At 62.5% G+C, this 21,524-nt stretch carries 23 protein-coding genes; 11 read left to right on the forward strand and 12 right to left on the reverse strand.

Annotation, left to right across the window (positions count from 1 at the left end; translation table 11 throughout):
- Nucleotides 1-114: 114 nt before the first annotated feature.
- From ATN00_RS08470 to ATN00_RS08485, 4 genes are all read left to right on the forward strand, one after another.
- Nucleotides 115-1,272 carry a hypothetical protein gene (locus ATN00_RS08470; protein WP_062063900.1) on the forward strand — a complete coding sequence of 386 codons (1,158 nt, stop codon included), beginning with the start codon at nucleotides 115-117 and terminating at the stop codon, nucleotides 1,270-1,272.
- A gap of 76 nt (nucleotides 1,273-1,348) precedes the next feature.
- Entirely contained in the window at nucleotides 1,349-2,593 is a 1,245-nt protein-coding gene (locus ATN00_RS08475; protein ID WP_156415245.1) for a glycosyltransferase family 4 protein, read from the forward strand.
- Between the two features lie 7 nt (nucleotides 2,594-2,600).
- Nucleotides 2,601-3,137, forward strand: a complete 537-nt coding sequence (locus ATN00_RS08480; RefSeq protein WP_062063902.1) for a sigma-70 family RNA polymerase sigma factor — start codon at nucleotides 2,601-2,603, stop codon at nucleotides 3,135-3,137.
- Entirely contained in the window at nucleotides 3,130-3,858 is a 729-nt protein-coding gene (locus ATN00_RS08485) for an anti-sigma factor family protein (protein WP_062068566.1), read from the forward strand. Before ATN00_RS08480 ends, ATN00_RS08485 begins: the two co-directional genes overlap by 8 nt.
- A gap of 9 nt (nucleotides 3,859-3,867) precedes the next feature.
- Here ATN00_RS08485 and ATN00_RS08490 read toward each other — a convergent pair whose 3' ends face one another.
- The 7 genes from ATN00_RS08490 to ATN00_RS08520 all read right to left on the reverse strand — a co-directional run bounded on the left by ATN00_RS08490 (nucleotide 3,868) and on the right by ATN00_RS08520 (nucleotide 10,475).
- Nucleotides 3,868-4,389 carry a DUF2239 family protein gene (locus tag ATN00_RS08490; protein WP_062068568.1) on the reverse strand — a complete coding sequence of 174 codons (522 nt, stop codon included), beginning with the start codon at nucleotides 4,387-4,389 and terminating at the stop codon, nucleotides 3,868-3,870.
- Nucleotides 4,390-4,456: 67 nt separating this feature from the next.
- A complete protein-coding gene (gene xth, locus ATN00_RS08495) occupies nucleotides 4,457-5,230 on the reverse strand; it encodes an exodeoxyribonuclease III (protein WP_062063904.1) in 774 nt (257 codons plus the stop codon).
- A 50-nt stretch (nucleotides 5,231-5,280) separates the two neighbouring features.
- Nucleotides 5,281-5,607, reverse strand: a complete 327-nt coding sequence (locus tag ATN00_RS08500) for a HesB/IscA family protein (protein ID WP_062063905.1) — start codon at nucleotides 5,605-5,607, stop codon at nucleotides 5,281-5,283.
- A gap of 79 nt (nucleotides 5,608-5,686) precedes the next feature.
- Complete coding sequence (locus ATN00_RS08505; RefSeq protein ID WP_082635136.1) at nucleotides 5,687-6,412, reverse strand: M23 family metallopeptidase; 726 nt, start codon at nucleotides 6,410-6,412, stop codon at nucleotides 5,687-5,689.
- Between the two features lie 105 nt (nucleotides 6,413-6,517).
- On the reverse strand, nucleotides 6,518-7,327 hold the full coding sequence (locus ATN00_RS08510; protein WP_062063906.1) for a ferritin-like domain-containing protein: 810 nt from the start codon (nucleotides 7,325-7,327) through the stop codon (nucleotides 6,518-6,520).
- Nucleotides 7,324-7,785, reverse strand: coding sequence for a thioredoxin-dependent thiol peroxidase (gene bcp, locus ATN00_RS08515; RefSeq protein WP_062068571.1), 462 nt, complete (start codon nucleotides 7,783-7,785; stop codon nucleotides 7,324-7,326). Before bcp ends, ATN00_RS08510 begins: the two co-directional genes overlap by 4 nt.
- A complete protein-coding gene (locus tag ATN00_RS08520; protein WP_062063908.1) occupies nucleotides 7,785-10,475 on the reverse strand; it encodes a bifunctional [glutamine synthetase] adenylyltransferase/[glutamine synthetase]-adenylyl-L-tyrosine phosphorylase in 2,691 nt (896 codons plus the stop codon). Before ATN00_RS08520 ends, bcp begins: the two co-directional genes overlap by 1 nt.
- Nucleotides 10,476-10,621: 146 nt before the next feature.
- Between ATN00_RS08520 and ATN00_RS23650 the strand changes: the two genes are divergently transcribed.
- Together ATN00_RS23650 and ATN00_RS08525 are read left to right on the forward strand one after the other, a co-directional pair.
- Nucleotides 10,622-10,753: a NepR family anti-sigma factor gene (locus ATN00_RS23650; RefSeq protein WP_231746428.1), complete on the forward strand. Its 132-nt coding sequence runs from the start codon at nucleotides 10,622-10,624 to the stop codon at nucleotides 10,751-10,753.
- 114 nt (nucleotides 10,754-10,867) lie between these two features.
- Nucleotides 10,868-11,206 carry a hypothetical protein gene (locus ATN00_RS08525; protein WP_062063909.1) on the forward strand — a complete coding sequence of 113 codons (339 nt, stop codon included), beginning with the start codon at nucleotides 10,868-10,870 and terminating at the stop codon, nucleotides 11,204-11,206.
- Here the strand turns inward: ATN00_RS08525 and ypfJ are convergent.
- On the reverse strand, nucleotides 11,203-12,087 hold the full coding sequence (gene ypfJ, locus ATN00_RS08530; protein WP_062063911.1) for a KPN_02809 family neutral zinc metallopeptidase: 885 nt from the start codon (nucleotides 12,085-12,087) through the stop codon (nucleotides 11,203-11,205). The genes ATN00_RS08525 and ypfJ overlap by 4 nt on opposite strands.
- Nucleotides 12,088-12,238: 151 nt before the next feature.
- Here ypfJ and ATN00_RS08535 point away from each other — a divergent pair, with 151 nt between their 5' ends.
- From ATN00_RS08535 to glmS, 3 genes are all read left to right on the forward strand, one after another.
- The gene (locus ATN00_RS08535; RefSeq protein ID WP_062068573.1) at nucleotides 12,239-13,432 is read left to right on the forward strand and encodes a DUF3734 domain-containing protein; all 1,194 of its coding nucleotides are present in this window, start codon (nucleotides 12,239-12,241) and stop codon (nucleotides 13,430-13,432) included.
- Entirely contained in the window at nucleotides 13,429-14,220 is a 792-nt protein-coding gene (locus ATN00_RS08540; RefSeq protein WP_062063912.1) for a 3-hydroxybutyrate dehydrogenase, read from the forward strand. Before ATN00_RS08535 ends, ATN00_RS08540 begins: the two co-directional genes overlap by 4 nt.
- Nucleotides 14,221-14,388: 168 nt before the next feature.
- Entirely contained in the window at nucleotides 14,389-16,212 is a 1,824-nt protein-coding gene (glmS, locus tag ATN00_RS08545; protein ID WP_062063914.1) for a glutamine--fructose-6-phosphate transaminase (isomerizing), read from the forward strand.
- A 3-nt stretch (nucleotides 16,213-16,215) separates the two neighbouring features.
- Here the strand turns inward: glmS and ATN00_RS08550 are convergent, their stop codons facing one another.
- The 3 genes from ATN00_RS08550 to ATN00_RS08560 form a co-directional block, all read right to left on the reverse strand.
- Nucleotides 16,216-16,413, reverse strand: coding sequence for a KTSC domain-containing protein (locus ATN00_RS08550; RefSeq protein WP_062063915.1), 198 nt, complete (start codon nucleotides 16,411-16,413; stop codon nucleotides 16,216-16,218).
- Nucleotides 16,414-16,446: 33 nt separating this feature from the next.
- Nucleotides 16,447-18,060 (reverse strand): carbon-nitrogen hydrolase family protein, encoded by a 1,614-nt coding sequence (locus tag ATN00_RS08555; protein WP_062063917.1) that lies wholly within the window; start codon nucleotides 18,058-18,060, stop codon nucleotides 16,447-16,449.
- Nucleotides 18,061-18,147: 87 nt separating this feature from the next.
- On the reverse strand, nucleotides 18,148-19,368 hold the full coding sequence (locus ATN00_RS08560) for an NADP-dependent isocitrate dehydrogenase (RefSeq protein ID WP_062063918.1): 1,221 nt from the start codon (nucleotides 19,366-19,368) through the stop codon (nucleotides 18,148-18,150).
- A 172-nt stretch (nucleotides 19,369-19,540) separates the two neighbouring features.
- On the opposite strand from ATN00_RS08560, the gene ATN00_RS08565 reads away from it, so the two are divergent.
- Nucleotides 19,541-20,275, forward strand: a complete 735-nt coding sequence (locus ATN00_RS08565) for a phosphatidylserine decarboxylase (RefSeq protein WP_062063920.1) — start codon at nucleotides 19,541-19,543, stop codon at nucleotides 20,273-20,275.
- A 10-nt stretch (nucleotides 20,276-20,285) separates the two neighbouring features.
- Nucleotides 20,286-21,062, forward strand: coding sequence for a CDP-alcohol phosphatidyltransferase family protein (locus tag ATN00_RS08570; protein WP_062063922.1), 777 nt, complete (start codon nucleotides 20,286-20,288; stop codon nucleotides 21,060-21,062).
- A gap of 14 nt (nucleotides 21,063-21,076) precedes the next feature.
- Here the strand turns inward: ATN00_RS08570 and ATN00_RS08575 are convergent, their stop codons facing one another.
- Entirely contained in the window at nucleotides 21,077-21,304 is a 228-nt protein-coding gene (locus tag ATN00_RS08575) for a hypothetical protein (protein WP_062063923.1), read from the reverse strand.
- Nucleotides 21,305-21,524: the final 220 nt, after the last annotated feature.

Below are 21,524 nucleotides of genomic sequence, written 5' to 3' on the forward strand. Positions count from 1 at the left end.
TTGCAGCCATAACGCCACATCCCGTTCGTCTCCGGATGGCGGTAAGTCCCTGATTGACAATCGCCGTCCAACCGTCGAACTGCTCCCCCTTTCTCTCAGTGAAAGCGGTCAGCCGTGGCGTCTCATGATCTGGTGATTTCCCCCGTATCTTCCAAGGGTGAATTGAAGGCATTTGTCGATCTGCCCTGGCAGCTTTACGCTAACGACCCGCACTGGGTGCCGCCGCTCAAGAGCGAGGTCTACGGGATCATAAGCCCCGGCAAGAACCCCTTTTTCGAACATGCCGAGGCGCAATATTTTCTCGCCCGGCGCGGGCAGAAAGTGGTTGGGCGCATCTCCGCCCATTTCGACCGGCTGGCGCTGGCCATGCCGGTGGAGCAGGGCATGGGGCCAGGTACCGGCAATTTCGGCCTGTTCGAAGCCGAGGATGCTGAAATCGGTGCGGCGTTGATTCGGGCGGCGGAAGGCTGGCTGAAGGCCAAGGGCATGACCCGCGTCGTCGGTCCGGTTTCGCTGTCGATCTGGGAAGAGCCCGGCTTGCTGATTCAGGGCTTCGATCATGCGCCCACGGTGATGATGGGTCATAACAGCCCTGCCTATCAGGGGATGATCGAGGGCGCGGGTTACAGCCCGGTCAAGCAGCTTAAGACCTATGAGCTTGACATCACGCAGGATTTTCCGCCGCTGATCCAGCGCATCGTCACATCGGGCGAAAAGAATGCGCGGATTCGCATTCGGCAGGTCGACAAGTCGAAATTCGACGAGGAAGCCGCAATCATCCTGCGTATCCTGAACGATGCCTGGGGCAATAATTGGGGATTCGTGCCGATCACCGATCATGAGGTTGAGCATTTCGGTAAGCAGTTGAAGCCTATCGTGCGTGAAGACCTGATCATGATCGCCGAACTGGAGGGGGAGCCGGTGGCATTCATGATCACGCTGCCCGACCTCAACGAAGCGATCAGGCCTTTGAATGGATCTCTTTTCCCCTTCGGCTGGGCCAAGCTGCTCTGGTGGCTGCGTAATCCGAAGGTCCGCACCATGCGGGTGCCGCTGATGGGCGTGGTGCAGCGGTTGCAGGCGTCGCGCCTCGCCAGCCAGTTGGCCTTCATGATGATCGAATATATCCGCCGGAGCGCGATCACCCGCTATGGGGCCAGCCGGGGTGAAATCGGCTGGGTGCTGGATGATAATCAGGGCATGAACGCCATCGCCGACGCCATCGAGAGCAAGGTGAACAAGGTTTATCAGATATACGAAAAGGCGCTCTGAGGGCCTTTTTCCTGCCTTTCATTTGGAAAGATCCGGCGCGTGGGAATAAACGCCGCGCGCCAGCCATATGCGCGGCATGACGACCCATTTCGCCGACATGCACATATCCCCTTTTCATCGCCCCGGCTGCGCGATCGCTCTTCGTGGAGCGTTGGGCCGACCGCTGCGCGTGGCGCTGTTTTCGGGCAACTATGATTGCGTTCGGGACGGCGCCAATCAGGCGCTCAATCGCCTTGTCGCCTATCTGCTGGATCAATTGGGCGCGCAGGTCCGCATCTATTCTCCCACCGCGCCCCGTAAGGCGTTCGAATCGGTCGGCGACATTTGCTCCGTTCGCTCGCTCAGCATTCCGGGCCGGCCGGAATATCGGCTGGCATTGGGCTTGACCCGCGCCGCAAGGCAGGATCTGGAACAGTTCGCACCCGATGTGATCCATCTTTCCGCGCCCGACTTGCTGGGCCGACAAGCCCAGAAATATGCGCGCCTTCACGGCATTCCGGTGGTCGCCAGCCTGCACACCCGCTTTGAAACCTACCTCGACTATTATCGGCTCGGCTTGTTGCGTCCCGCGGTCGAGCGTTATCTTGATCGCTTCTATAGCGAGAGCGATCATATATTGGCGCCCACGCCGCCCATAGCACAGGATATGGCCGCCGATTTCGGCGCGGGAAAGGTGTCGATCTGGGGCAGGGGAGTCGATCCAGCATCGTTCCGGCCCGGGCTTCGCGACGAAGGCTTCCGCTCCGCGCACGGCTATGCGCCCGATGATGTGATCCCGCTGTTCTTCGGGCGGCTAGTGCTGGAAAAGGGGTTGGGCATCTTTGCCGAGACTGTCGCCCAGGTACGCGCGTGCGGACATGATGTGCGGCCCCTGATCGTCGGTGAAGGCCCGGCACGGGGCTGGCTGGCGGAACGGATGCCCAACGCCACCTTCATGGGCCATTTGTCGGACGAAGCGCTGGGCCGCGCCGTGGCCAGCGCGGACCTGCTCATCAACCCCAGCGTTACCGAAGCCTTCGGCAACGTCAATTTGGAGGCGATGGCATCCGGTCTTGCTGTCGTGTCCGCTGATGTCGCCAGCGCGGCGGCGCTCATTGCCCAAGGCCGGACGGGATTGCTGGCTCCGGCTGGCGATGTGGCGGCCTATGTGGAGGCAGTCATCGAACTGGTGACGGACAGGGAGAAGCGGCTGGCGATTGGCGCCGCGGCAGCGGAGGCGGCGGCGTGTCATCGCTGGGCGGATGTTCTGGAGGATGTCGCGCGCGCATATTGCCATGTTCTCCACATCCCGCTTGCCGTGCCGGTGGGACAGGCGGCATGATGGGCATATGAGGGACAGGACAGGCGATCATCCCGACATCACCGCCGATCTGCGCGCTATGCGCCGCTATGCCCGTTCGCTGACGCGTGACGATCAGGATGCGGATGATGTGGTGCAGGATGCGCTGGTCCGCGCCATCGAACGGAGTGCGACCTACCAGCCTGAACGCCGCCGCCGTCCCTGGCTGCTCGCCATCGTCCACAATGTCTTCCTGTCGGCCAAGCGGCGCGAAGCGGCAGAAGCGCGGCGCAACGGCCGTTTTGCCGAAACGATGGTGGACCGGATCGACCCGGCGCAGGAAGAACATGCGCGGCTGGCTGAAATCGCCCGCGACTTTGCCGCCTTGCCGGACGCGCATCGCGCGGTGCTGCACCTGATCGGGGTGGAGGGGTTGAGCTATCAGGAAGCAGCCGCCGCGCTGGATGTGCCTTTGGGCACGGTCATGTCACGGCTCTGGCGCGCTCGCGCGGCTTTGCGGCGGGATGAGAAGGAACGGCAGCAACATGGACCCGGCCTACGCCTGGTGGGAGGACGAGATGACTGACGATCCGATCGATCTGGAGATCAACGCCTATGTCGACGGTCAGCTCGATCCCGACCGGCGGTTCGCGGTGGAAACGCATTTGTCGCGTCATCCGGTGCGTGCGGCGCAGGTGATGGATGACCTCAGCGTTCGCAGCGCGCTCGCCCTGCTGACGTGGGATGCAAGCCCGGTGAAGGGCGAGGGGAAGAAGCCGCTGGCCGCGCAGTTGAACCCGCGCCGCAAATCCTTGTGGCGCCGCGCAGTTCCGCTTGGGGCGTCTTTCGCGGGAGTTGCGGCGGCGGCAACTGGTTTCGCCGTCATCACCGAAGGGCCGCCGGGCTATGTAAATTATGCGGTCACCTCTCACCGCATCGCCATGTTGCGGGCGCATATGGATTCACAGGCTGAAACCACGCATTTCGATTCGCAGGAAATCGCTTTGCGAACTCGCATCGCCATGCCCAAATTCCCGCAGGACTGGCATGTGACCGACGTGCAGCTTTTTCCGACGAACAAGGGGCCAGCGCTGTTGGTCGCGGTGCGGACGGAGGGGGGGCAGAAGCTGTCGATCTTCGCCGTGCGGGAAAAGACCGACGCGCCCGAGCGTCCCGATGCCATCCGCGAAGGCGAGCAATCGGTGGCCTATTGGCGGCGCGGCGACATGTCATATGCCTTGACCGGCGAGGAAGAGCCGGGCGCGATCGACGCTACCGCCGAAGCACTCGCCCAGCATCGGTCCTGACAGAATCCGTCAGGCGGCGAAAGCCGGTTCCGCCAGCGCCTCGCCATGGTCACGAATCGCGCGGGGCCATGGGGCGCAGGCAGCTTCGAACGCGCTTTTGTCCTTCGCATAGAGCGCACGCATCGCTGCCTCATAACCCGGCCGGTCGCCCGCCATCACGGTAAGGAAATGATAGGCTGCATCCATGGCGGCGCGGGGCGATGGGCTACCCACGCTATCCTTGCGCGCTGCTTCGACCAGCCGCCGCAAGGTGGCGGAAGCGCCGCCCGGTTGCGCCGCCAGCCATTCCCAGTGGCGAGGGAGGAGGGTTATTTCACGCGGTTGCACGCCCAGTCTGGGACGCCCGCGCCCGCGCGGTGCCTCCGCGACGGGACCGCGCAGGTCGATATCCACCTGCCGCCCCGTCACATCGTCGAACAGCAGGATATTCTGTGCGTCCTTGCCCATGGCGTTGAGGGCGGCGCGTATCTCCTCCTCATCGCCCGTCGCGATCCATGTTTCGTCCGCAAAGGCCGTCAATGTGCGTGTCATGCCGATCTCCTTCGGCATGCTATTTATTATCCGGGTATTATTTAGTCAATATGATCCGGGTAAAATATCAGATCCGTAGCTCTACCCACGTCGGCGCATGGTCGCTGGCTTTTTCCCGCCCCCGGAATTCCTTGTCCACCTGAGCATCGATCAGGCGGTCCGCGGCGGTGGGGCTGAGCAGAAGATGGTCGATGCGAAAGCCCGCATCGCGCGGCCAAGCGTTCATCTGGTAGTCCCAGAATGTCCAGACACCCCCGGCAGGATGGCGGCTGAGAATCGCGTCGGTCCACCCATCGCCCAGCAGGCGGCGATAGGCGGCGCGGCTTTCCGGCTGCATCAGCGCGTCATTGGCCATCGCCTTTACGGAATAGACGTCCCGGTCGCGCGGAATGACATTATAGTCGCCCGCGAGGATAGCGGGTATTTCCTCCGCCCAGATCTGAGCCGCGCGGTCACGCAGCCTTTTCATCCAGCGCAGCTTGTAATCGAACTTCGGGCCAGGCTGCGGATTGCCGTTGGGCAGGTAGATGCTGGCGACGCGCACGCCCTTCACGTTCGCTTCGATATAGCGGCTATGTTCGTCCTCCGGCTCGCCATCAAGGCCGCGCCGGACTTCAACGGGCGTTTCCCCGCGCGCGAGGATGGCGACGCCGTTGAAGCCTTTCTGCCCGTGCCAGATCGCGCCATAGCCCGCATCCTCTATATCCTTCACAGGGAAGGTTTCGTCGGATGTCTTGATCTCCTGAAGGCAGGCGATGTCGGGCCGCGTTTCGTCCAGCCACTCCAGCAGACGCGGCAAGCGCGCCTTGATCCCATTGATGTTGAAAGTGGCGATGCGCATGGCGGTGACTCCTCGCCAGCCTCCCTAAAGAGAAGAAACGCCCTTGGCTATCAGATCGAAAAGCTGGTGCCGCAGCCGCAGCCGGCGGTGGCGTTGGGGTTCGTCACCTTGAACGCCGCGCCGCCCAGATCGGACACGAAATCGACCGCGGCCCCACGCACCAGGTCGATGCTGACATCATCGACGACCAGCGTCACGCCATCCCGCTCCGCCGTCAGATCGCCCGTTTCCACCGCATCGGCTAGGCCGAAGCGGTATTGGAAGCCTGAACAGCCGCCGCCTTCCACGGCAAGGCGCAGGATCGCGGGCTTGCCTTGCTTGGCGGCGATGGCGGCCACGCGAGCGGCGGCGGAGGGTGTCAGATCAATGTCGGCCATGGATGTTAGATAGGAGCAAGCGAAAGGCCCGGCAACCCATGAGCGCCGGGCCTTTGAAAAGCTTATCGGTAAAGCGCGCTTAGTCGGCCGCTTTTTCTTCAGCCTTGGTCGGGCCGCCCATGGCGATCGGCGGCTTGGTGTTCATCGCGATCAGATAGTCGGGACCGGCGACGAAGGGAATTGGATTGATGGCCTGTCCGTCGACGCGGACTTCATAGTGGAGGTGACTGCCGGTCGAACGGCCCGTGGAGCCCATCAGGCCGATGACCTGACCGCGCCGCACATAGCTGTTCGCGGCCACCAACAGCTTCGACATATGGCCGTAGCGCGTTTCCATGCCGTGACCGTGCGAAATCTGGACGAGATTGCCATATCCGCTGGCCCAGCCCGCGCGGCTGATGATGCCGTCGGCAGTGGCGTAAATCGGGGTGCCGATGGGACCGGGGATATCCACGCCCTTGTGCATCCGCGCGCCGCCTTTGAAGGGGTCGGAACGGACGCCGAAATTGGAGGTCAGCGACAGCTTTTCAACGGGACGGCCGGAAGGGATATAGGCAGTCGACTTGGCATTGCCGTCAAGGCGCTGGAGGCTGGTGAAGAGGTTGGAGAAACCGACATCGGAAGGTCCAAGCGGGCTCATGTTGATTTCGGATGCGTCGCCATAAGGGTCGTCATCGTTCGAAGCGTGGGCTGGAACTGCGGCGCACAGTGCGCCTGCGATGCCTGCCCCTCCCATAAACTTGATTGTCTTTATGACAGACAGGAACAAACGCGCTCTACGAGCATTAATCGAACGAATTGACATGCCGACCCCGACTTTTCCCGGAGGCTTATTTGCCTCTCGGCCCTCTCCGTTTGACTTCAAGCGAACTCAATCACCCCGCGATGGATGCAGAGTGCAAATCCCGGCTCATGTTGCAAGCGCGACATAAAAATCACGCGTTAAACCGGCTTGTCGACGCGCCGAGTCGTTGAACGGGGGCTTAACGGGGCCGCGAAAATGCCTTTTCACAAGGATTTGGTAATGATTGGCGGGGTCTACGCCCATTCGCCTTGTCGCGTCGCAAAACCATTTCGTCCCTGCCGCGACATGGCGAATCTCATCTGTCATGATTCGCCCTAACATGCGTGCCGATGCAAAATCGCCGGCTCCCTCGAACCGTTCGATGGTGGCGGGGGTGATGTCGAGCGCGCGGGCTTCCAATACCATCGGCACGATGGCAAGTCGGGCGAGCGCGTCACCCGCCGTCTCGACCGCCGCCTGCCATAGCCCGTCATGGGCGGGCAGCGCGCCGTAAAAGCTGCCCATCTGCCGCAATCGCCGGTCGAGCAAGGCGAAGTGCATGGCTTCCTCCGCGCCGACCTGCATCCAGTCGCCGGTAAAGGCTGTCGGGAATTGCCCGCCGAACCGTCCGATCATATCGAAGGCAAGGTCGATGGCGACGAACTCGATATGAGCGAGCGCATGGAGCATGGCGATCCGCGCCCGCTCCGATCCGATCTTGCCGCGCCGGGGCATCTGATTGGGCGGTAGCAGTTCCGGCACAGCCGGGCGCGCGGGGCGATCGGGCATCGCGGCATCGAAGCGATGTGCCAACTGCCCCAGCCGCCACGCTCGCGCGACGGCCCGCGCCGCCATCAGCTTGTTGCGGGGATCGGGCGTCAGCAGCACATGCGCGCAAGCCGTGCCCACGCTGTCGATGGCAACGGGCAGGGTCAAAGCGCCTTCGCGGCCTCCAGCACATCGGTGGCATGGCCTTTTACCTTCACCTTGGGCCAGACGCGGACGACCTTGCCATCCGAGCTGATCAGGAAGGTGGACCGCTCGATCCCCATATACTTACGGCCATAGAGTGATTTTTCGACCCATGTGCCGAACGCCTCGCAAGCCGAGCCCGGCTCGTCGGAGGCGAGCGTCACGGTGAGGCCATATTTGTCCGCGAATTTCTTGAGCTTTGCGGGCTTGTCCTTCGAAATCCCGACCACAGGCACGCCGAGCGTTGCGAAATCCGTGCCTAGTTCGGTGAAATCCTTTGCCTCATTGGTGCAGCCGGGCGTGTCCGCCTTGGGATAGAAATAGACGACTACCGGCTTGCCCCGATAGCGTGTCAGCGTGAAATCCGCGCCGTCCGCATCCTTCAGCGCCACGTCGGGCGCGCTGTCGCCTTGTTCCAGCATCATGGCTTCTCCTCGAATGGCGCGGCGAGCGCATTCCATGTGTCGCGCACGCTTTGCCGCGCATGGGCGTAGCTGTCCAGCAGCGCGCCCCAGCTTTCCATCCCGCAGGCCCGCGCCACCAGTTCCCGGCTTGCCTCACGCGGTTCGGTCGATTTGGGCGAAACGAGCCGCGACACCACCAGATAGCGTGTGATGAGGTCATGCGCGGCGATCAGGTCGCTGGGGAGGTGCCCGGCCTCGACGAGTTCGGCCAGCGCCTTGCCCAGATCGGGATCGAACGCCATGCCGTGGCGGAATTGTGAGATGTGGATCAGGAACTCCAGGTCGACAAGGCCACCCGACACCAGTTTTACATCCATCTCGCCGACCGGCGGCTTATGCTTTACAATGTCGGCCCGCATTTTCACCGCATGGCGCGCCAGATCGTCGAAATCGCGTGGCCGCTCCAGCGTTTCGGCGAGGATGGCGTTCAATGCTTTGCGGGCTTGCGGGGAGCCGAAGACTGGCCGCGCGCGGGTGAGCGCCAGATGCTCCCAGTCCCAGGCATCCTCCCGCTGATATTTGGCGAAGCTATCGAGGCTGACGGCCAGCAATCCCTGTGCGCCCGAAGGGCGCAACCGCGTATCGACTTCGTAAAGCGGCCCGGCAGCGGTGGAGACAGACAGTGCGTTGGTGATGCGCTGTCCCAGCCGATTGAAATATTGCGTCGCGCCCAGGGGTTTCGGCCCGTCCGATTCCGTCATGAAATCGCCGGTGAACAGGTAAACGAGGTCGAGGTCCGACGCATGGGTCAGCACCCCGCCGCCCATGCGCCCCAGCGCGATGATCATGAGTTCGCCGCCGGGCACCTTGCCGTGCTGCGCTTCGAATTCCGCGGCTGTGGCTGCGCCCAGCGCCTCGATGGCGGCTTCCGCCACACGGGCATAGCCGCGCCCGACTTCCAGTGGATCGCTGCCCCGAACGATCTGCGCGCCCAAGGCAAAGCGGCGGTCGCCTACCCGTTGCCGCACCCGGTCGAGCAGCATCTGGTAATCCTCGCCCGGTTCAAGCTGTGCGAATTGCTGCGCGAGCACCTCCACCGATGGCGGCGGGTCGAAAGCTGAGGTGTCGATAAGCCCGTCGAGTAATTCCGCCCGCCGTCCCAGCGCATCGGCCAGCGTGGGTGCATGGCTCAATATCTCCGCCAGCAATTCGACCAGGCCGGGCCGCGCGGCCAGCAGCTTGAAGAAGTTGATGGCGCTCGGCAGCCGCCCGATCATGTCGTCCAGCCGGTTGAGCGCCCGGTCGGGGTCCGGCGCCTTGGCGAGCGTCCGCATCAGGCCGGGCAGCAATTCTTCCAGTGCTTCTCGCGCCGGGGCGCTGCGTAGCGCACGGATCGTGCCGCTGCGCCAGCGGGTTATGCGGGCAAAGGGTGTCTCCGCATCGGCAAAGCCCATCTCGCTAAGCTGTGACTTGAGCTTTTCCTCGTCATGGGACAGGTCCGCCTTGTCCTGCTCAGGGGTCAGCCTGTCATAATTGCGCCCCACCCACTCCACATCGGGGCGCAACAGGTCCAGCAGCGCCGCGCCATCCTCCAGACCATGCAGCCGCGCCACATTGTCCAGGGCTTCGGCTTGTTTGGGAAGTTCATGGGTCTGCCGGTCCTCGACCATCTGCAAGCGATGCTCAATGGTGCGGAACAGGACATAGGCTTCGTCCAGTCGGGCCGAAATCTCCGGCTCGAACACGCCCGCCTGCGCTAGCGCGGCCAGCGCCTCGCGGGTATTGCCGGACCGTAGCGCCGGATTGCGCCCGCCATGGATGAGTTGGTGTACCTGCGCGAAAAACTCCACCTCGCGGATGCCGCCGCGTCCGCGCTTCAGATCATAGCCAGGCCCGAAGGCCTGCCCCTGAGCATAATGATCGCGGATGCGCTGGGAAATATCGGTGATTGCGTCAATGGCGCTGAAATCGAGGCTCCGCCGCCACACGAAGGGCCGGATCGCCTGCATGAAATAGTCGCCCAGCGCAATGTCGCCCGCTGCTGGCCGAGCGCGGATGAAGGCGGCCTGCTCCCACCCCAAAGCGGTCGATTCATAATATCCGATGGCTGCTTCCACCGGTAACGCGATGGGCGTCGCCTCGGGGGAGGGGCGCAGCCGCAGATCGACGCGAAAAACATAGCCGTCCCCATCCCGCGCCGTCAGCAATTCGCTCATCCGCCGGCCAATGCGGACGGCGGCGTCGGCTACATCTTCGCGCTCGCCATGGGGCAGGGTTGTGGGGTCGTAGAGCAGGATCGGGTCGATATCCGACGAATAATTCAGTTCCCTGCTGCCATGCTTGCCCAAAGCCAGCACAACGAAGCCGCGCCGTTCCGCATCGGGATAGCGTTCCGCCATGGCCGTCTGCAGCGCTTCCTCCAGTGCTTCGTCGGCGAAGTCGGACAAGGTGCGCGTCACCCGGTCCAGCCCCCATGCGCCGGAAAGGTCCGCCGCGGCTGTCACCAGCGCCAACGCACCGCGCCGCCGCCGCAGCGATCGCGTTACATTGTCGTCGCCTTCCGCTACGGCGCGCGCGGCCCCCATCGCGGCGTCATAATCGCCGGTGGCCAAAATCTCCGTCACCGCCGGAAAGCGATCCATCAGCCGCGCCAGAAAGGGCGAATGCGCTCTTATCCGTGCCTCCAAGTCGGCCCAATCTTTTGCCATATCTTCTCCCATGGGCACAGCCTATCGCGTCCGCTTGCGATGAAATCCAGAAACTTTTGTGCGGCCTATCCGTTCTTCAGGTCATGGATTTGCATCGCAAAGCGACTGGCCGATCGGCGAAGGACCTTACACCGGGACGCGGCGGAATGGTGACTATCGGCTTGCCTTCTCCTGACGAGGGCATCGGCAGAGCATTGCGTTCAGTCTATTGCCCAGTGATGCAGGATGGGTTGCCCGACGATATGCTCGCGTTGCTGGCGCAACTGGATCGGCATTAAGGCTGGTCCTTGATCGAACGGGACAGGCCGCGCTTTCTCACCTCTCGGATCGCATATCTTGTTTACATTTTCCTATAATATCGTGTCCCGCAGATTTCGTGGGAAGCATGTCGCATGATCTACAAGGCATTTGCCGCCGCCACATTGGTGCTGGCGCTTCTGATCGGACTGATGGCGGATCGCCTGACTCCGTCCCGCGTCCCCGCGGAGAGCCATGCCGTGCCTGCACCAGTTGTTAGCGAAACGCCCCCTTATGTCAGCGCGCCTCCGGTGGAACAGGAAATCGCGCCTTTGGATGCCACGCCCGCTCACATGCCCGCTTTCGGTCAGCCCATGCCCGGATCGGATACGCCTAGCCTCAGACCCGGCGACGGTCTGCCCGGAGCGTCAATCCCGCCTGCTCCCCAGAATGACGAGGAAGCCAAAGGGACGGACGCCGAAACCCCCGGTTAAGCGCCCCGCCCGAAAGTGTCGCACTGGGCGGGATCGCCACTGTCCAGTCCGCGCCGCAGCCATTCCATCCGTTGTTCGCTGCTGCCATGGGTGAAGCTTTCGGGGACCGGTCGCCGTCCAGCCGCCTTTTGCAACGTATCGTCGCCGATTGACTGGGCCGCCTTCATTCCTTCCTCCAGGTCGCCGGCTTCCATGAGGCCGGTGCGCTTGGCCCACACGCCTGCATAGCAATCCGCCTGCAATTCGACGCGGACTTGCAACGCATTGCCCTGCGCCTCGCTGACGGCGCGCTGCTGCTTGTTTACCTGGCCCAGAGTGCCTTCCAGATCCTGCACATGATGGCCCACCTCATGCGCGATGACATAGGCTTGCGCGAAATCGCCCGGTGCGCCGAAGCGCTGCTGCAATTCGGTGAAGAAGTCCGTATCCAGATAGACTTTCTGGTCGTTCGGGCAGTAAAATGGCCCCATCGCGCTTTGCGCGGCACCGCAGCCAGACGTGCCGGCCTGGCTGTAGAAAGAGAGGATGGTGGGCTGATATTTCTGTCCCGATTCCTGGAAAACCTGCCCCCAGACCCGCTCGGTCGATCCCAGCACCTTCAGTGACCAATGCTGGATGTCGCTTAGCTGCTTGGGATCGCTGCTGGCAGGTGCGCTTTGCTGCTGAGGGGCGATCCCGCCGCCGCCCAGCAAATTGAGCGGATTGACCCCCATGACCGCCAGGATGATGAGCACCACGACGATCCCGCCGCACCCGAAGCGGCTGCCGATCAGCGGCAGCAACATGCCCAGGCCGCCGCCCAGGCCCCCGCCGCCAAAACCGCCGGAACGGCCGTCCTGTACCTCGAAATTGGAGCTTTCCTGTTCGTCGTCCAGCCGCATCGCATCCTCGTTTCTGCGCGTCTGCTCCTTTGCCTACGCGATTTAGGGGAAGGTGGAAACTGTCCTGAAAACACCATGGGAGGAATCCGACTAGATTCTTACGGGAGATTAAGTTGGAATGATGGTCGCAAAGACTATATTGCACTGCGACATGGCTGATAGTGAACCGGAATCCCCTTCGTCCCGCCCCCGGCGGCGTACCGCGCCCCTGCCGCTTCCCCAGCAGGTTGCATTGCTGTTGCAGGGCGGGGGGGCACTCGGCTCCTTTCAGGCGGGCGTCTATGATCGGCTCGACGGGCTGGGGATCGACGTCACTTGGGTCGCGGGCATTTCTATCGGTGCGGTCAATGCCGCGATCATCGCGGGCAATCCGCCGCACCGCAGGCTGAGTCGCCTCAAGAAATTCTGGCTGACCGTGTCGGGCGGCATGCCTAATGTCATCCTGCCCGAAATCGACCATATCCGCGAATTCGCGCATCTGATGGCGGCGGGCACGGTCGCTGGTTTCGGCGTGCCGGGCATGTTCCGCCCCCGCCTTTGGCCTGCGCCGCTGATGCCCGAAGGGACGCCGGGCGCGATCAGTTTTTACGACAGCGCGCCATTGAAGGATATGCTGGACGCCTGCGTCGACTGGGACCTTCTGAATGACGGCCCGGTGCGGCTTTCGGTCGGCGCGGTGGACGTAGAAAGCGGCAATTTCGCTTATTGGGATACGCGCGGCCCCGGCGGCAATTCCACCCGCATCGATGCGCGTCATATCATGGCGTCGGGCGCCCTGCCGCCTGGCTTGCCGCCAGTGGAGATCGACGGGCGCTGGTATTGGGACGGCGGCATCGTGTCCAACACGCCGCTGGCCCATGTACTTGACCATCAGACCGACGATATGCTGGTGTTTCAGGTGGACCTGTTTCCTGCCGCCGGACCGATGCCGCGGCAGATCACCGACGTTTATTCCCGCACCAAGGATATTCAATATTCCAGCCGCACCCGGCAGGTGACGGATCAATATCTGCGCCTGCGCCGCGAACATGGAGCGATGCGCGCCTTGCTCGACAAACTGCCGCCGGAATTGCAGAACGACCCTGATGCCCGCCGGCTGCGCGACATGCTGGATTGCGGATCGGTGAACATCGTCCATCTGATCTATCGCAGCCGCAATTGGGAAAGCGGCGCGCGCGACTTCGAGTTTTCGCGCCCCACCATGCTCGACCATTGGAGTCAAGGCCGGGAAGCCGTGGAGGAAGTGATGCATAAGGGCGACCTGATCGCCCGCAACATCATGGACGGCAAAAGCGCTACCTTCGACCTCGACGCCCCCGATCACCTCAAGGAGAAAAAGGCATGAGTAAGTCCCTCGCCGGAAAGACCGCCCTTATCACGGGTTCCACATCGGGCATCGGCCTCGCTTATGCCAAGGCGTTGGCAGGGGAGGGCGCGAATGTCGTCATCAACGGGTTTGGCGATGCGGATGCGATTGAGAAGGAGCGGCAGGGGCTGGAGACGCTCTCCGGCGCCAAGGCGCTCTATTCCGGCCATGACCTGACCAAGGTCGACCAGATCGAAGCGATGATGAAGGATGCGGCGGGCGCCTTTGGCGGCGTCGACATCCTCATCAACAATGCCGGGATGCAGCATGTAGCCCCGGTGGAGGAATTTCCGCTCGACAAATGGGATCTCATCATCGCGCTGAATCTGAATGCGGCCTTCCATACGACGCGGCTGGCCATTCCCTGGATGAAGTCGAAGAAATGGGGCCGCATCATCCAGACCGCATCGGCTCATTCGCTGACCGCATCGCCCTTCAAGAGCGCCTATGTGACTGCCAAGCACGGCCTTGCGGGCTTCACCAAGACGGTGGCGCTGGAAACGGCGACCTGCGGCATCACCGCCAACTGCATTTCGCCCGGCTATGTCTGGACGCCGCTGGTGGAAAACCAGATTCCCGACACGATGAAGGCGCGGGGCATGACCCGCGAGCAGGTGATGAACGACGTGTTACTCGCGGGCCAACCAACCAAGCAGTTCGTGACCGTGGATCAGGTCGCCGCCATGGCGCTGTTCCTGTGCAGCGACGCCGCCGCTAATATCACCGGCGCCAACATGAGCATCGACGGCGGCTGGACCGCGCAATAAGCGACGCCTTCACTCCCCCTTCCGCTGGCGGGAGGGTGGGGAGGGTGGGGCCTTCGTTCTGTGGCGTGAAATCTTCGCCATCTTCCGCCTTCGTTAATGCCTTGTGGAAATGACCCAGCTATAGGGCGATGAACAGCGCATCTTTCTCTTCACGGGGCTTTCACATCCATGTGCGGTATTATCGGGATCATCGGCAGGGACGACGTGGCGCAGCGGCTGGTGGACGGCCTGCAGCGCCTGGAATATCGCGGCTATGACAGCGCGGGCGTCGCCACCGTCCATGACGGCCTGATCGACCGCCGCCGCGCCGAGGGAAAGCTCGTCAATCTGGTGAAGGTGCTGGCGGATGCGCCGCTCCCCGGCACCATCGGCATCGCCCACACCCGCTGGGCCACCCATGGCGCGCCGACCACCAGCAACGCCCATCCCCATGCCACGCGCGAAGTCGCCCTCGTCCACAATGGCATCATCGAGAATTTCAAGCCGTTGCGCGAGGAACTGATCGCGCGGGGCCGCGTCTTCGACAGCCAGACCGACACGGAAGTCGTCGCCCATCTGGTCAGCGAACTGGTCGAGCAGGGCGCATCGCCCCAGGAAGCTGTCGAACAGGTACTCCCCCGCCTCCACGGCGCCTTTGCACTGGCCATCCTGTTCCGCAGCCATCCCGACATGCTGATCGGGGCGCGCCTCGGATCGCCGCTGGTCGTCGGCTATGGCGAGGGGGAAACCTATCTGGGTTCCGATGCCCTCGCACTCGCGCCGCTGACCCAGCGCATCGCCTATCTGGAGGAGGGCGACTGGGTCGTCGTCACCCGCGACGGCGCGGAGATCTTCGACAAGGACAACAATCCCGTCGAGCGTCCCGTCACCATTTCCGGCGTTACCGGCGAGCTGATCTCCAAGGGCAATCACCGTCACTACATGCTCAAGGAGATTTACGAGCAGCCGGTGGTCGTGGCGCAAACGCTGCGTTCCTACTTGCGCCGCATGGAGGATCAGGTGTCACTGCCGGTCCCCGATTTCGACCTGAGCGCGATCCGCCGCGTCACGATCGTCGCTTGCGGCACCAGCTTTTATGCGGGCATGGTCGCGAAATACTGGTTTGAGCAGTTCGCCCGCGTCCCCGCCGACATCGACGTGGCGAGCGAGTTCCGCTACCGCGCGCCGGTGATGGAGGATGGCGGGCTGATGATCGTCATCAGCCAGTCAGGTGAAACCGCCGACACGCTAGCCGCCCTGCGCCACGCCCGGGCCGAGGGGCAGAAGATCGCCGCCGTCGTCAACGTGCCGACCAGCACCATGGCGCGGGAGGCGGACCTGCTGCTCCCCACCCATGCAGGGCCGGAGATCGGCGTCGCCTCGACCAAGGCGTTCACCTGCCAGCTTGCGGTTCTGGCTGCCTTCGCCGCCAATCTCGCCCGCGCCAAGGGACGGCTGGACGAAAAGGCGGAGAAAGAACTGGTCCGCCACCTCGCCGAAGCGCCTGCGGCCCTGAACGCCGCATTGGCCTATGATGAATCGATAGAGGCGATGGCGCATCTGATCGCGGGCGCGCGCGACGTGCTCTATCTGGGGCGCGGACCGGATTATCCGCTGGCGCTGGAAGGGGCGCTGAAGCTCAAGGAGATCAGCTACATCCACGCCGAAGGTTATGCCGCTGGCGAGATGAAGCATGGCCCGATCGCGCTGATCGACGATCAGGTGCCGGTGATCGTCCTGGCGCCCAGCGGGCCGCTCTTTGAAAAGACCGTCAGCAATATGCAGGAGGTGCAGGCGCGCGGTGGCAAGGTCGTGCTGATTTCCGATTATGACGGCGTGCAGGCGGCGGGGGAGGGATGCATCGCGACCATCACCATGCCCAAGGTCCACCCGCTGATAGCGCCGATGGTCTATGCCGTGCCGGTGCAGTTGCTCGCCTATCATGTCGCCGTGGCCAAGGGCACGGACGTTGATCAGCCGAGGAACCTTGCAAAATCCGTCACCGTCGAATGAGGATCAGTGCAGTTCGGTAAAGTCGTAACGGTCGCGCACGCGGGCGTTGAAAAAGCGGCCCTTTGATGGCGCAACTCGCATCCGTTCGACGATTTCTTCCGGCACGTCGAAATAGCGGTAGCGGCGGCCGCTGACGAACAGGATGTCGAGCGCATGGGCGCTGGCGTCATAGTCGAAGCGGTGGATGACGGTCGACGGCATGAAACGTCAACCGTCTGCTCAAGAACGGGTTCCTCAGCCGCCGCCCGGCGCATTGTGCCCGCCCGCCGGGACCGGCCCGCCGCTGGGCGCATGGGCGTGGTCGGGATTGCTGTCCCAGTCGATATGATAGAGATCGAACCGCCGGTCGCGCAGGTTCCTGACCGTGCCCTCCGCCCGCGCCCAGCTCAGGTCCGCGAGGTTCACGTCCGCCATCGTCAGCGTCTCCACATTTTCCGTCGATTCCGCCGCGATCCCGTCGCGCGCGAAGGGCAGGTCGCAGGGTGTCAGGATCGCGCTCTGGGCATATTGGATGTCCATATTGTCGACATTGGGTAGATTGCCGACATTGCCCGACATGACCACATAGCACTGGTTTTCGATTGCCCGCGCCTGACAGCAATAGCGCACGCGCATATAGCCTAGACGGCTGTCGGTGCAGAAAGGGACGAAGATGATGCGCGCGCCCTGATCCACTAGCCGCCGCGCCAGTTCTGGAAACTCGCTGTCGTAGCAGATCAGCACGCCGATGGGGCCGCAGTCGGTCTGGATCACGTCCAGCGCATCGCCCCCCTTGATGTTCCACCAGAAGGCTTCGTTGGGCGTGGGATGGATCTTTTCCTGCCGGTGCAGCGATCCATCGCGTAATGCCACATAGGCGATGTTCTGGATGTCACCATCCTCGGCGCGTGTCGGATGGGAGCCACCGATGATGTTGATATTATATTCCAGCGCCATCCGCTCCAGCTCCTTGGTCAGGCGCGGCGTGTAGCTGGTCAGCCGGTCGATGGCCTCGATAGGCGCCAGCTTCTTCGTCTCATAGGAAAGGAGGGGCAGGGTGAAGAGTTCGGGAAAGACGATGAAGTCCGACCGATAATCCGCCGCTACGTCCACGAAATATTCGATGTTCCGGATGAATTCGTCGAAATCCTTCACCGCGCGCGCCTGTAGCTGACAGGTGGCGAGGCGGACGCCCTCCACCCCGCGCGGTACCCGCATTTCGGGCGCTTCGTCGGGGTCGACATAGGGGTTGCGCCAGACCAGATGCGCGGCGTGGCCCGCCGATTGCTTGTCTTCGGGGAGGTAGTTTTCGAGAACGCCCAGCGGCTCGAACTGGTTCTTGAGCTGGAAGCTGATGACCTGATCGCGCAGCTTGCCAGTGACGACTTTGTCCAGATAATCCGTAGGGCCCTCGACCCGCCGCCGCGCGCGGGCATAGCCCGGCATCCGCCCTGCGATGACGATGCCGTGCAGATCCAGTTCCTCGGCCAGTTCCTTCCGCTCGTCATAAAGCCGTTGGCCGATCCGCAAGCCCCGCAGCTTGGGGTCCACCGCCATCTCATAGCCGTAAAGCCACTCGCCCGCCGCACTGTGCCGCGTGCCGAAGCCGTTGGCGGTGATCTCCTCCCAGTCATGGGCGGAAAAGGCCATGGTCTTGCTGACCCGCATAGTCGCGCAATAGCCCACGACCTTATTGTCGTAGAGCGCCACGAAGCAGCCCTTTGGGAAGTTGTTGATCTGTCCCCTTATGGTGGCCAGCGAATAGTTGGGCATGCCGGGGTAGACGCGGGCAATCAGCCGCTGGATGGCGCGCACGTCGGCGGGAAGGGCGGCGCGAACCTCAAGGCGTTTGCGGGCTGTGCTCGTCATTGTGTCGCTCCCTGGTCATGGAAAAGGCGGCGCTGGTGTCCAGCGCCGCCCTCATTCCGTTTCCGTATTGAAAGCCTGAGAAGGCGATCAGTTCCACTTGCCCATTTCGGCTTCGAGGTTGACGCGGATCTGTTCGAAGAACTGTTCCGTCGTCATCCATGCCTGATCCGGGCCGATCAGCAGTGCCAGATCCTTGGTCATCGCGCCGTCCTCGACGGTCTTGATGCAGACCCTTTCCAGCGTTTCGGCAAAGCGCGTGACATCCGGTGTATCGTCGAACTTGCCGCGGAAGGACAGACCCTGCGTCCAAGCGAAGATCGAGGCGATCGGGTTGGTGGAGGTCGCCTTACCCTGCTGGTGCTGGCGATAGTGGCGGGTGACGGTGCCGTGCGCTGCTTCCGCTTCGATCGTCTTGCCGTCGGGCGACATCAGGACGGAGGTCATGAGGCCGAGCGAACCGAAGCCCTGCGCCACCGTGTCGGACTGCACGTCGCCGTCGTAATTCTTGCAGGCCCAGACGAACTTGCCGCTCCACTTGAGGGCGGAAGCGACCATGTCGTCGATCAGGCGATGTTCGTAGACGATACCGGCCGCTTTGAACTTGTCCGCGAATTCCGCATCGAACACTTCCTGGAACAGGTCCTTGAAGCGGCCGTCATAGGCCTTGAGGATGGTGTTCTTGGTCGACAGGTAGAGCGGCCATCCACGGTCGAGCGCATAGTTCATGCTGGCCTTGGCGAAATCGCGGATCGATTCGTCAAGGTTGTACATGCCCATGGCGACGCCGGAGGAAGGGAAGTTGAACACATCATATTCCAGTTCCTTGCCGTCGGTGCCGACCCACTTCATGGTCAGCTTGCCGGGTCCGGGGACGCGGAAATCGGTGGCGCGATACTGGTCGCCAAAGGCGTGGCGGCCAACGACGATCGGGTCGGTCCAGCCCGGCACCAGACGGGGCACGTTGCGGATCACGATGGGTTCGCGGAACACCACACCGCCCAGGATGTTGCGGATGGTGCCGTTGGGCGACTTCCACATCTGCTTCAGATTGAATTCCTCGACGCGCGCTTCGTCGGGGGTGATGGTGGCGCATTTCACGCCGACGCCATATTCCTTGATCGCGTTCGCGCAATCGACGGTGATCTGGTCGTTCGTCTCGTCGCGCTTCTGGACGGAAAGATCGTAATATTTAAGGTCGATGTCCAGATAAGGAAGGATGAGGCGCTCGCGAATCCACTCCCAAATGATCCGCGTCATCTCATCGCCATCGATTTCAACGATCGGGTTCTTGACCTTGATCTTCGCCATGCGCCTGTTTCGCTTTCTTCGCTTTGGATGGAATTTCGGACTCGCCCTAGGGAATGCGGCGGCAATGTTCAACCCGCCCGATTGCCCTTGCGAGGCAGGATCAATTCATCTGTCTGGCCGCTTCAGGCCATCGGGCGTTGTCACTGCCCTTGTCTCTCCCTAAAGACGGCTTATGGAAAATGACGAACTGACGGTCGCACTGGGCGGCAATGTGAAATGGCGCTTTCCCTCCGTGCATCCCGAAGGCGTGAAATTCGGCCTGATTGCCGCGGCGATCACCGGCGTTCTCTTTCTGCTGGGCTGGGAAATAGCGGGTTGGCTTATGGTCATCGTGACCATGTGGGTGCTGGCTTTCTTTCGCGATCCGGTCCGCGCCGTGCCGCAGGATAAAAATGCGATCGTCGCGCCTGCCGATGGCCTCATTACGCTGATCCAGCGTGTGCCGCCGCCGCGTGAGATGGCCGGGGCGGACGGGCTGGGCGATCAGCCGATGATCCGCGTGTCTATTTTCATGAGCGTGTTCGATGTGCATATCAACCGCACGCCCATTGGCGGGACGGTGAAGGCGGTCGTCTATATTTCCGGGAAGTTCGTGAACGCCGATCTCGACAAGGCGAGCGAGGATAATGAACGCCAGCATATATTGGTCGAGCGGCATGATGGCGTGCGCGTGGGCTTCACCCAGATCGCCGGGCTGGTCGCGCGGCGGATCGTGCCATTCGTGAAGCCGGGCGACATGGTCGCGGCGGGACAGCGCATTGGCCTCATCCGTTTTGGCAGCCGGGTGGATGTTTATCTGCCCGCCGGAACCGCCCCCCGCGTGGTGCTGGGGCAGCGAACCGTGGCGGGCGAGACGATTCTCGGTCAGATGGGGGACATGCGCGTCATCAAGGGTATTCAGCAGTGAAGGGCCGACAATGAGGCAGCGGCGGACCATCCCGCGCGGATTGCGTCGGGGGATCACCCTGCGGATGGTCGCGCCCAACGCCGTGACGGCCATGGCGCTGTGCTTTGGTCTGACCGGCGTGCGCTATGGTATTTCGGGTGAATGGGAGAGGGCGGTGCTCTCCATCCTGTTCGCAGGGGTACTGGACGGGTTGGACGGACGGATCGCGCGTCTGTTGCGGGGCGAGAGCCGCTTTGGCGCGGAATTGGATTCGCTGTCCGATTCGATTGCCTTTGGCGTAGCGCCCGCGCTGATCCTGTATCTCTGGTCGTTGCAGGCCATGCCGAAGTTCGGCTGGATATTCGCCCTCGCCCATGCGCTGTCCTGTGCGCTGCGGCTCGCCCGCTTCAACGCCAATATCGATGCGGACGAACAGCCGCATAAGTCGGCGGGCTTCCTCACAGGCGTTCCGGCACCTGCGGGAGCGGGCATCGCCTTCATGCCCATGTATCTGTGGCTGGTGACGGGAGAGCAGATCTTCCGTGAATGGTATGTGGTCGCGCCCTGGGCGGCCTTCACGGCATTTCTCATGATCTCCAGCATCGCGACCTATAGCTGGTCGGCGCTTCGTCTGCGAAAACGGATAAGGCTGGAAGCGATCGCCTTTGCGGGCCTGCTGGCGGCTTTGTTGATTACCGATCCGTGGTTGACGCTGCTGGTCCTGTGCGCGGGTTATGTCGCGACCATTCCCTTTGGCATATTGTCCTATGCCCGGATCAGGCACCACCATTCAGGTCTTGCTGTCTGACGCCTGCCGCAGGTTCATGCGATTAAGGCGCGGACGGGAAAGGTTTGTATGCTTGAATGACGCCCGCCCGGCACGCGGCGGCGGCTGATTCGCAAACGATAGACCGGGGCTTCCCGTGGGATGGGCTCGAACAGCAAGGCCGCAACCATCTTGTCATGATAAAGCGCGAACATCCCGATGATCGTGGCGACCGCCAACAGGAAAGAAGCGAAGAAAACAACTGCTGCGAAGAGGGTGAACATAAGGCGCTCACTTTCTATCTTGCCATTCGCATGGCCTGATCATGATGACGGCGCAAACGGCCTCGAGCGGCCCTTTGTTCCTGATGTTCTCCATATGTTCCATTTTGATCGGCGCGTCAAGCCCTCTTGCATCTGCGCGCGCGCGCCGGTAAAGGGCCGCCCATTCCACATGGGAATCGCACATATCCGGTGCTGAAGGGCTTCCTTCGGTTCCTGATTC

It is taken from the genome of Sphingobium baderi, from assembly GCF_001456115.1.
Classification (GTDB): Bacteria; Pseudomonadota; Alphaproteobacteria; order Sphingomonadales; family Sphingomonadaceae; genus Sphingobium; species Sphingobium baderi_A.

Bases quoted from the DNA above. Each gene is read 5' to 3' on its own strand.
- ATN00_RS08550 (WP_062063915.1), bottom strand. From the start codon at position 16,413: ATGCCGTCGACCGTCATCCACCGCTTCGACTATGACGCCAGCGCCCAT.
- ATN00_RS08500 (WP_062063905.1), bottom strand. From the start codon at position 5,607: ATGGCCGACATTGATCTGACACCCTCCGCCGCCGCTCGCGTGGCCGCC.
- xth (WP_062063904.1), bottom strand. From the start codon at position 5,230: ATGCGCATCGCCACTTTCAACATCAATGGGATCAAGGCGCGCTTGCCG.
- ATN00_RS08525 (WP_062063909.1), top strand. From the start codon at position 10,868: ATGATCTACAAGGCATTTGCCGCCGCCACATTGGTGCTGGCGCTTCTG.
- ATN00_RS08540 (WP_062063912.1), top strand. From the start codon at position 13,429: ATGAGTAAGTCCCTCGCCGGAAAGACCGCCCTTATCACGGGTTCCACA.
- ATN00_RS08565 (WP_062063920.1), top strand. From the start codon at position 19,541: ATGGAAAATGACGAACTGACGGTCGCACTGGGCGGCAATGTGAAATGG.
- ATN00_RS08475 (WP_156415245.1), top strand. From the start codon at position 1,349: ATGACGACCCATTTCGCCGACATGCACATATCCCCTTTTCATCGCCCC.
- ATN00_RS08535 (WP_062068573.1), top strand. From the start codon at position 12,239: ATGGCTGATAGTGAACCGGAATCCCCTTCGTCCCGCCCCCGGCGGCGT.
- glmS (WP_062063914.1), top strand. From the start codon at position 14,389: ATGTGCGGTATTATCGGGATCATCGGCAGGGACGACGTGGCGCAGCGG.
- ATN00_RS08520 (WP_062063908.1), bottom strand. From the start codon at position 10,475: ATGGCAAAAGATTGGGCCGACTTGGAGGCACGGATAAGAGCGCATTCG.
- ypfJ (WP_062063911.1), bottom strand. From the start codon at position 12,087: ATGCGGCTGGACGACGAACAGGAAAGCTCCAATTTCGAGGTACAGGAC.
- ATN00_RS23650 (WP_231746428.1), top strand. From the start codon at position 10,622: ATGGTGACTATCGGCTTGCCTTCTCCTGACGAGGGCATCGGCAGAGCA.
- ATN00_RS08575 (WP_062063923.1), bottom strand. From the start codon at position 21,304: ATGTTCACCCTCTTCGCAGCAGTTGTTTTCTTCGCTTCTTTCCTGTTG.
- ATN00_RS08560 (WP_062063918.1), bottom strand. From the start codon at position 19,368: ATGGCGAAGATCAAGGTCAAGAACCCGATCGTTGAAATCGATGGCGAT.
- ATN00_RS08490 (WP_062068568.1), bottom strand. From the start codon at position 4,389: ATGACACGCACATTGACGGCCTTTGCGGACGAAACATGGATCGCGACG.
- ATN00_RS08480 (WP_062063902.1), top strand. From the start codon at position 2,601: ATGAGGGACAGGACAGGCGATCATCCCGACATCACCGCCGATCTGCGC.
- ATN00_RS08570 (WP_062063922.1), top strand. From the start codon at position 20,286: ATGAGGCAGCGGCGGACCATCCCGCGCGGATTGCGTCGGGGGATCACC.
- bcp (WP_062068571.1), bottom strand. From the start codon at position 7,785: ATGCTGGAACAAGGCGACAGCGCGCCCGACGTGGCGCTGAAGGATGCG.
- ATN00_RS08505 (WP_082635136.1), bottom strand. From the start codon at position 6,412: ATGTCAATTCGTTCGATTAATGCTCGTAGAGCGCGTTTGTTCCTGTCT.
- ATN00_RS08485 (WP_062068566.1), top strand. From the start codon at position 3,130: ATGACTGACGATCCGATCGATCTGGAGATCAACGCCTATGTCGACGGT.
- ATN00_RS08555 (WP_062063917.1), bottom strand. From the start codon at position 18,060: ATGACGAGCACAGCCCGCAAACGCCTTGAGGTTCGCGCCGCCCTTCCC.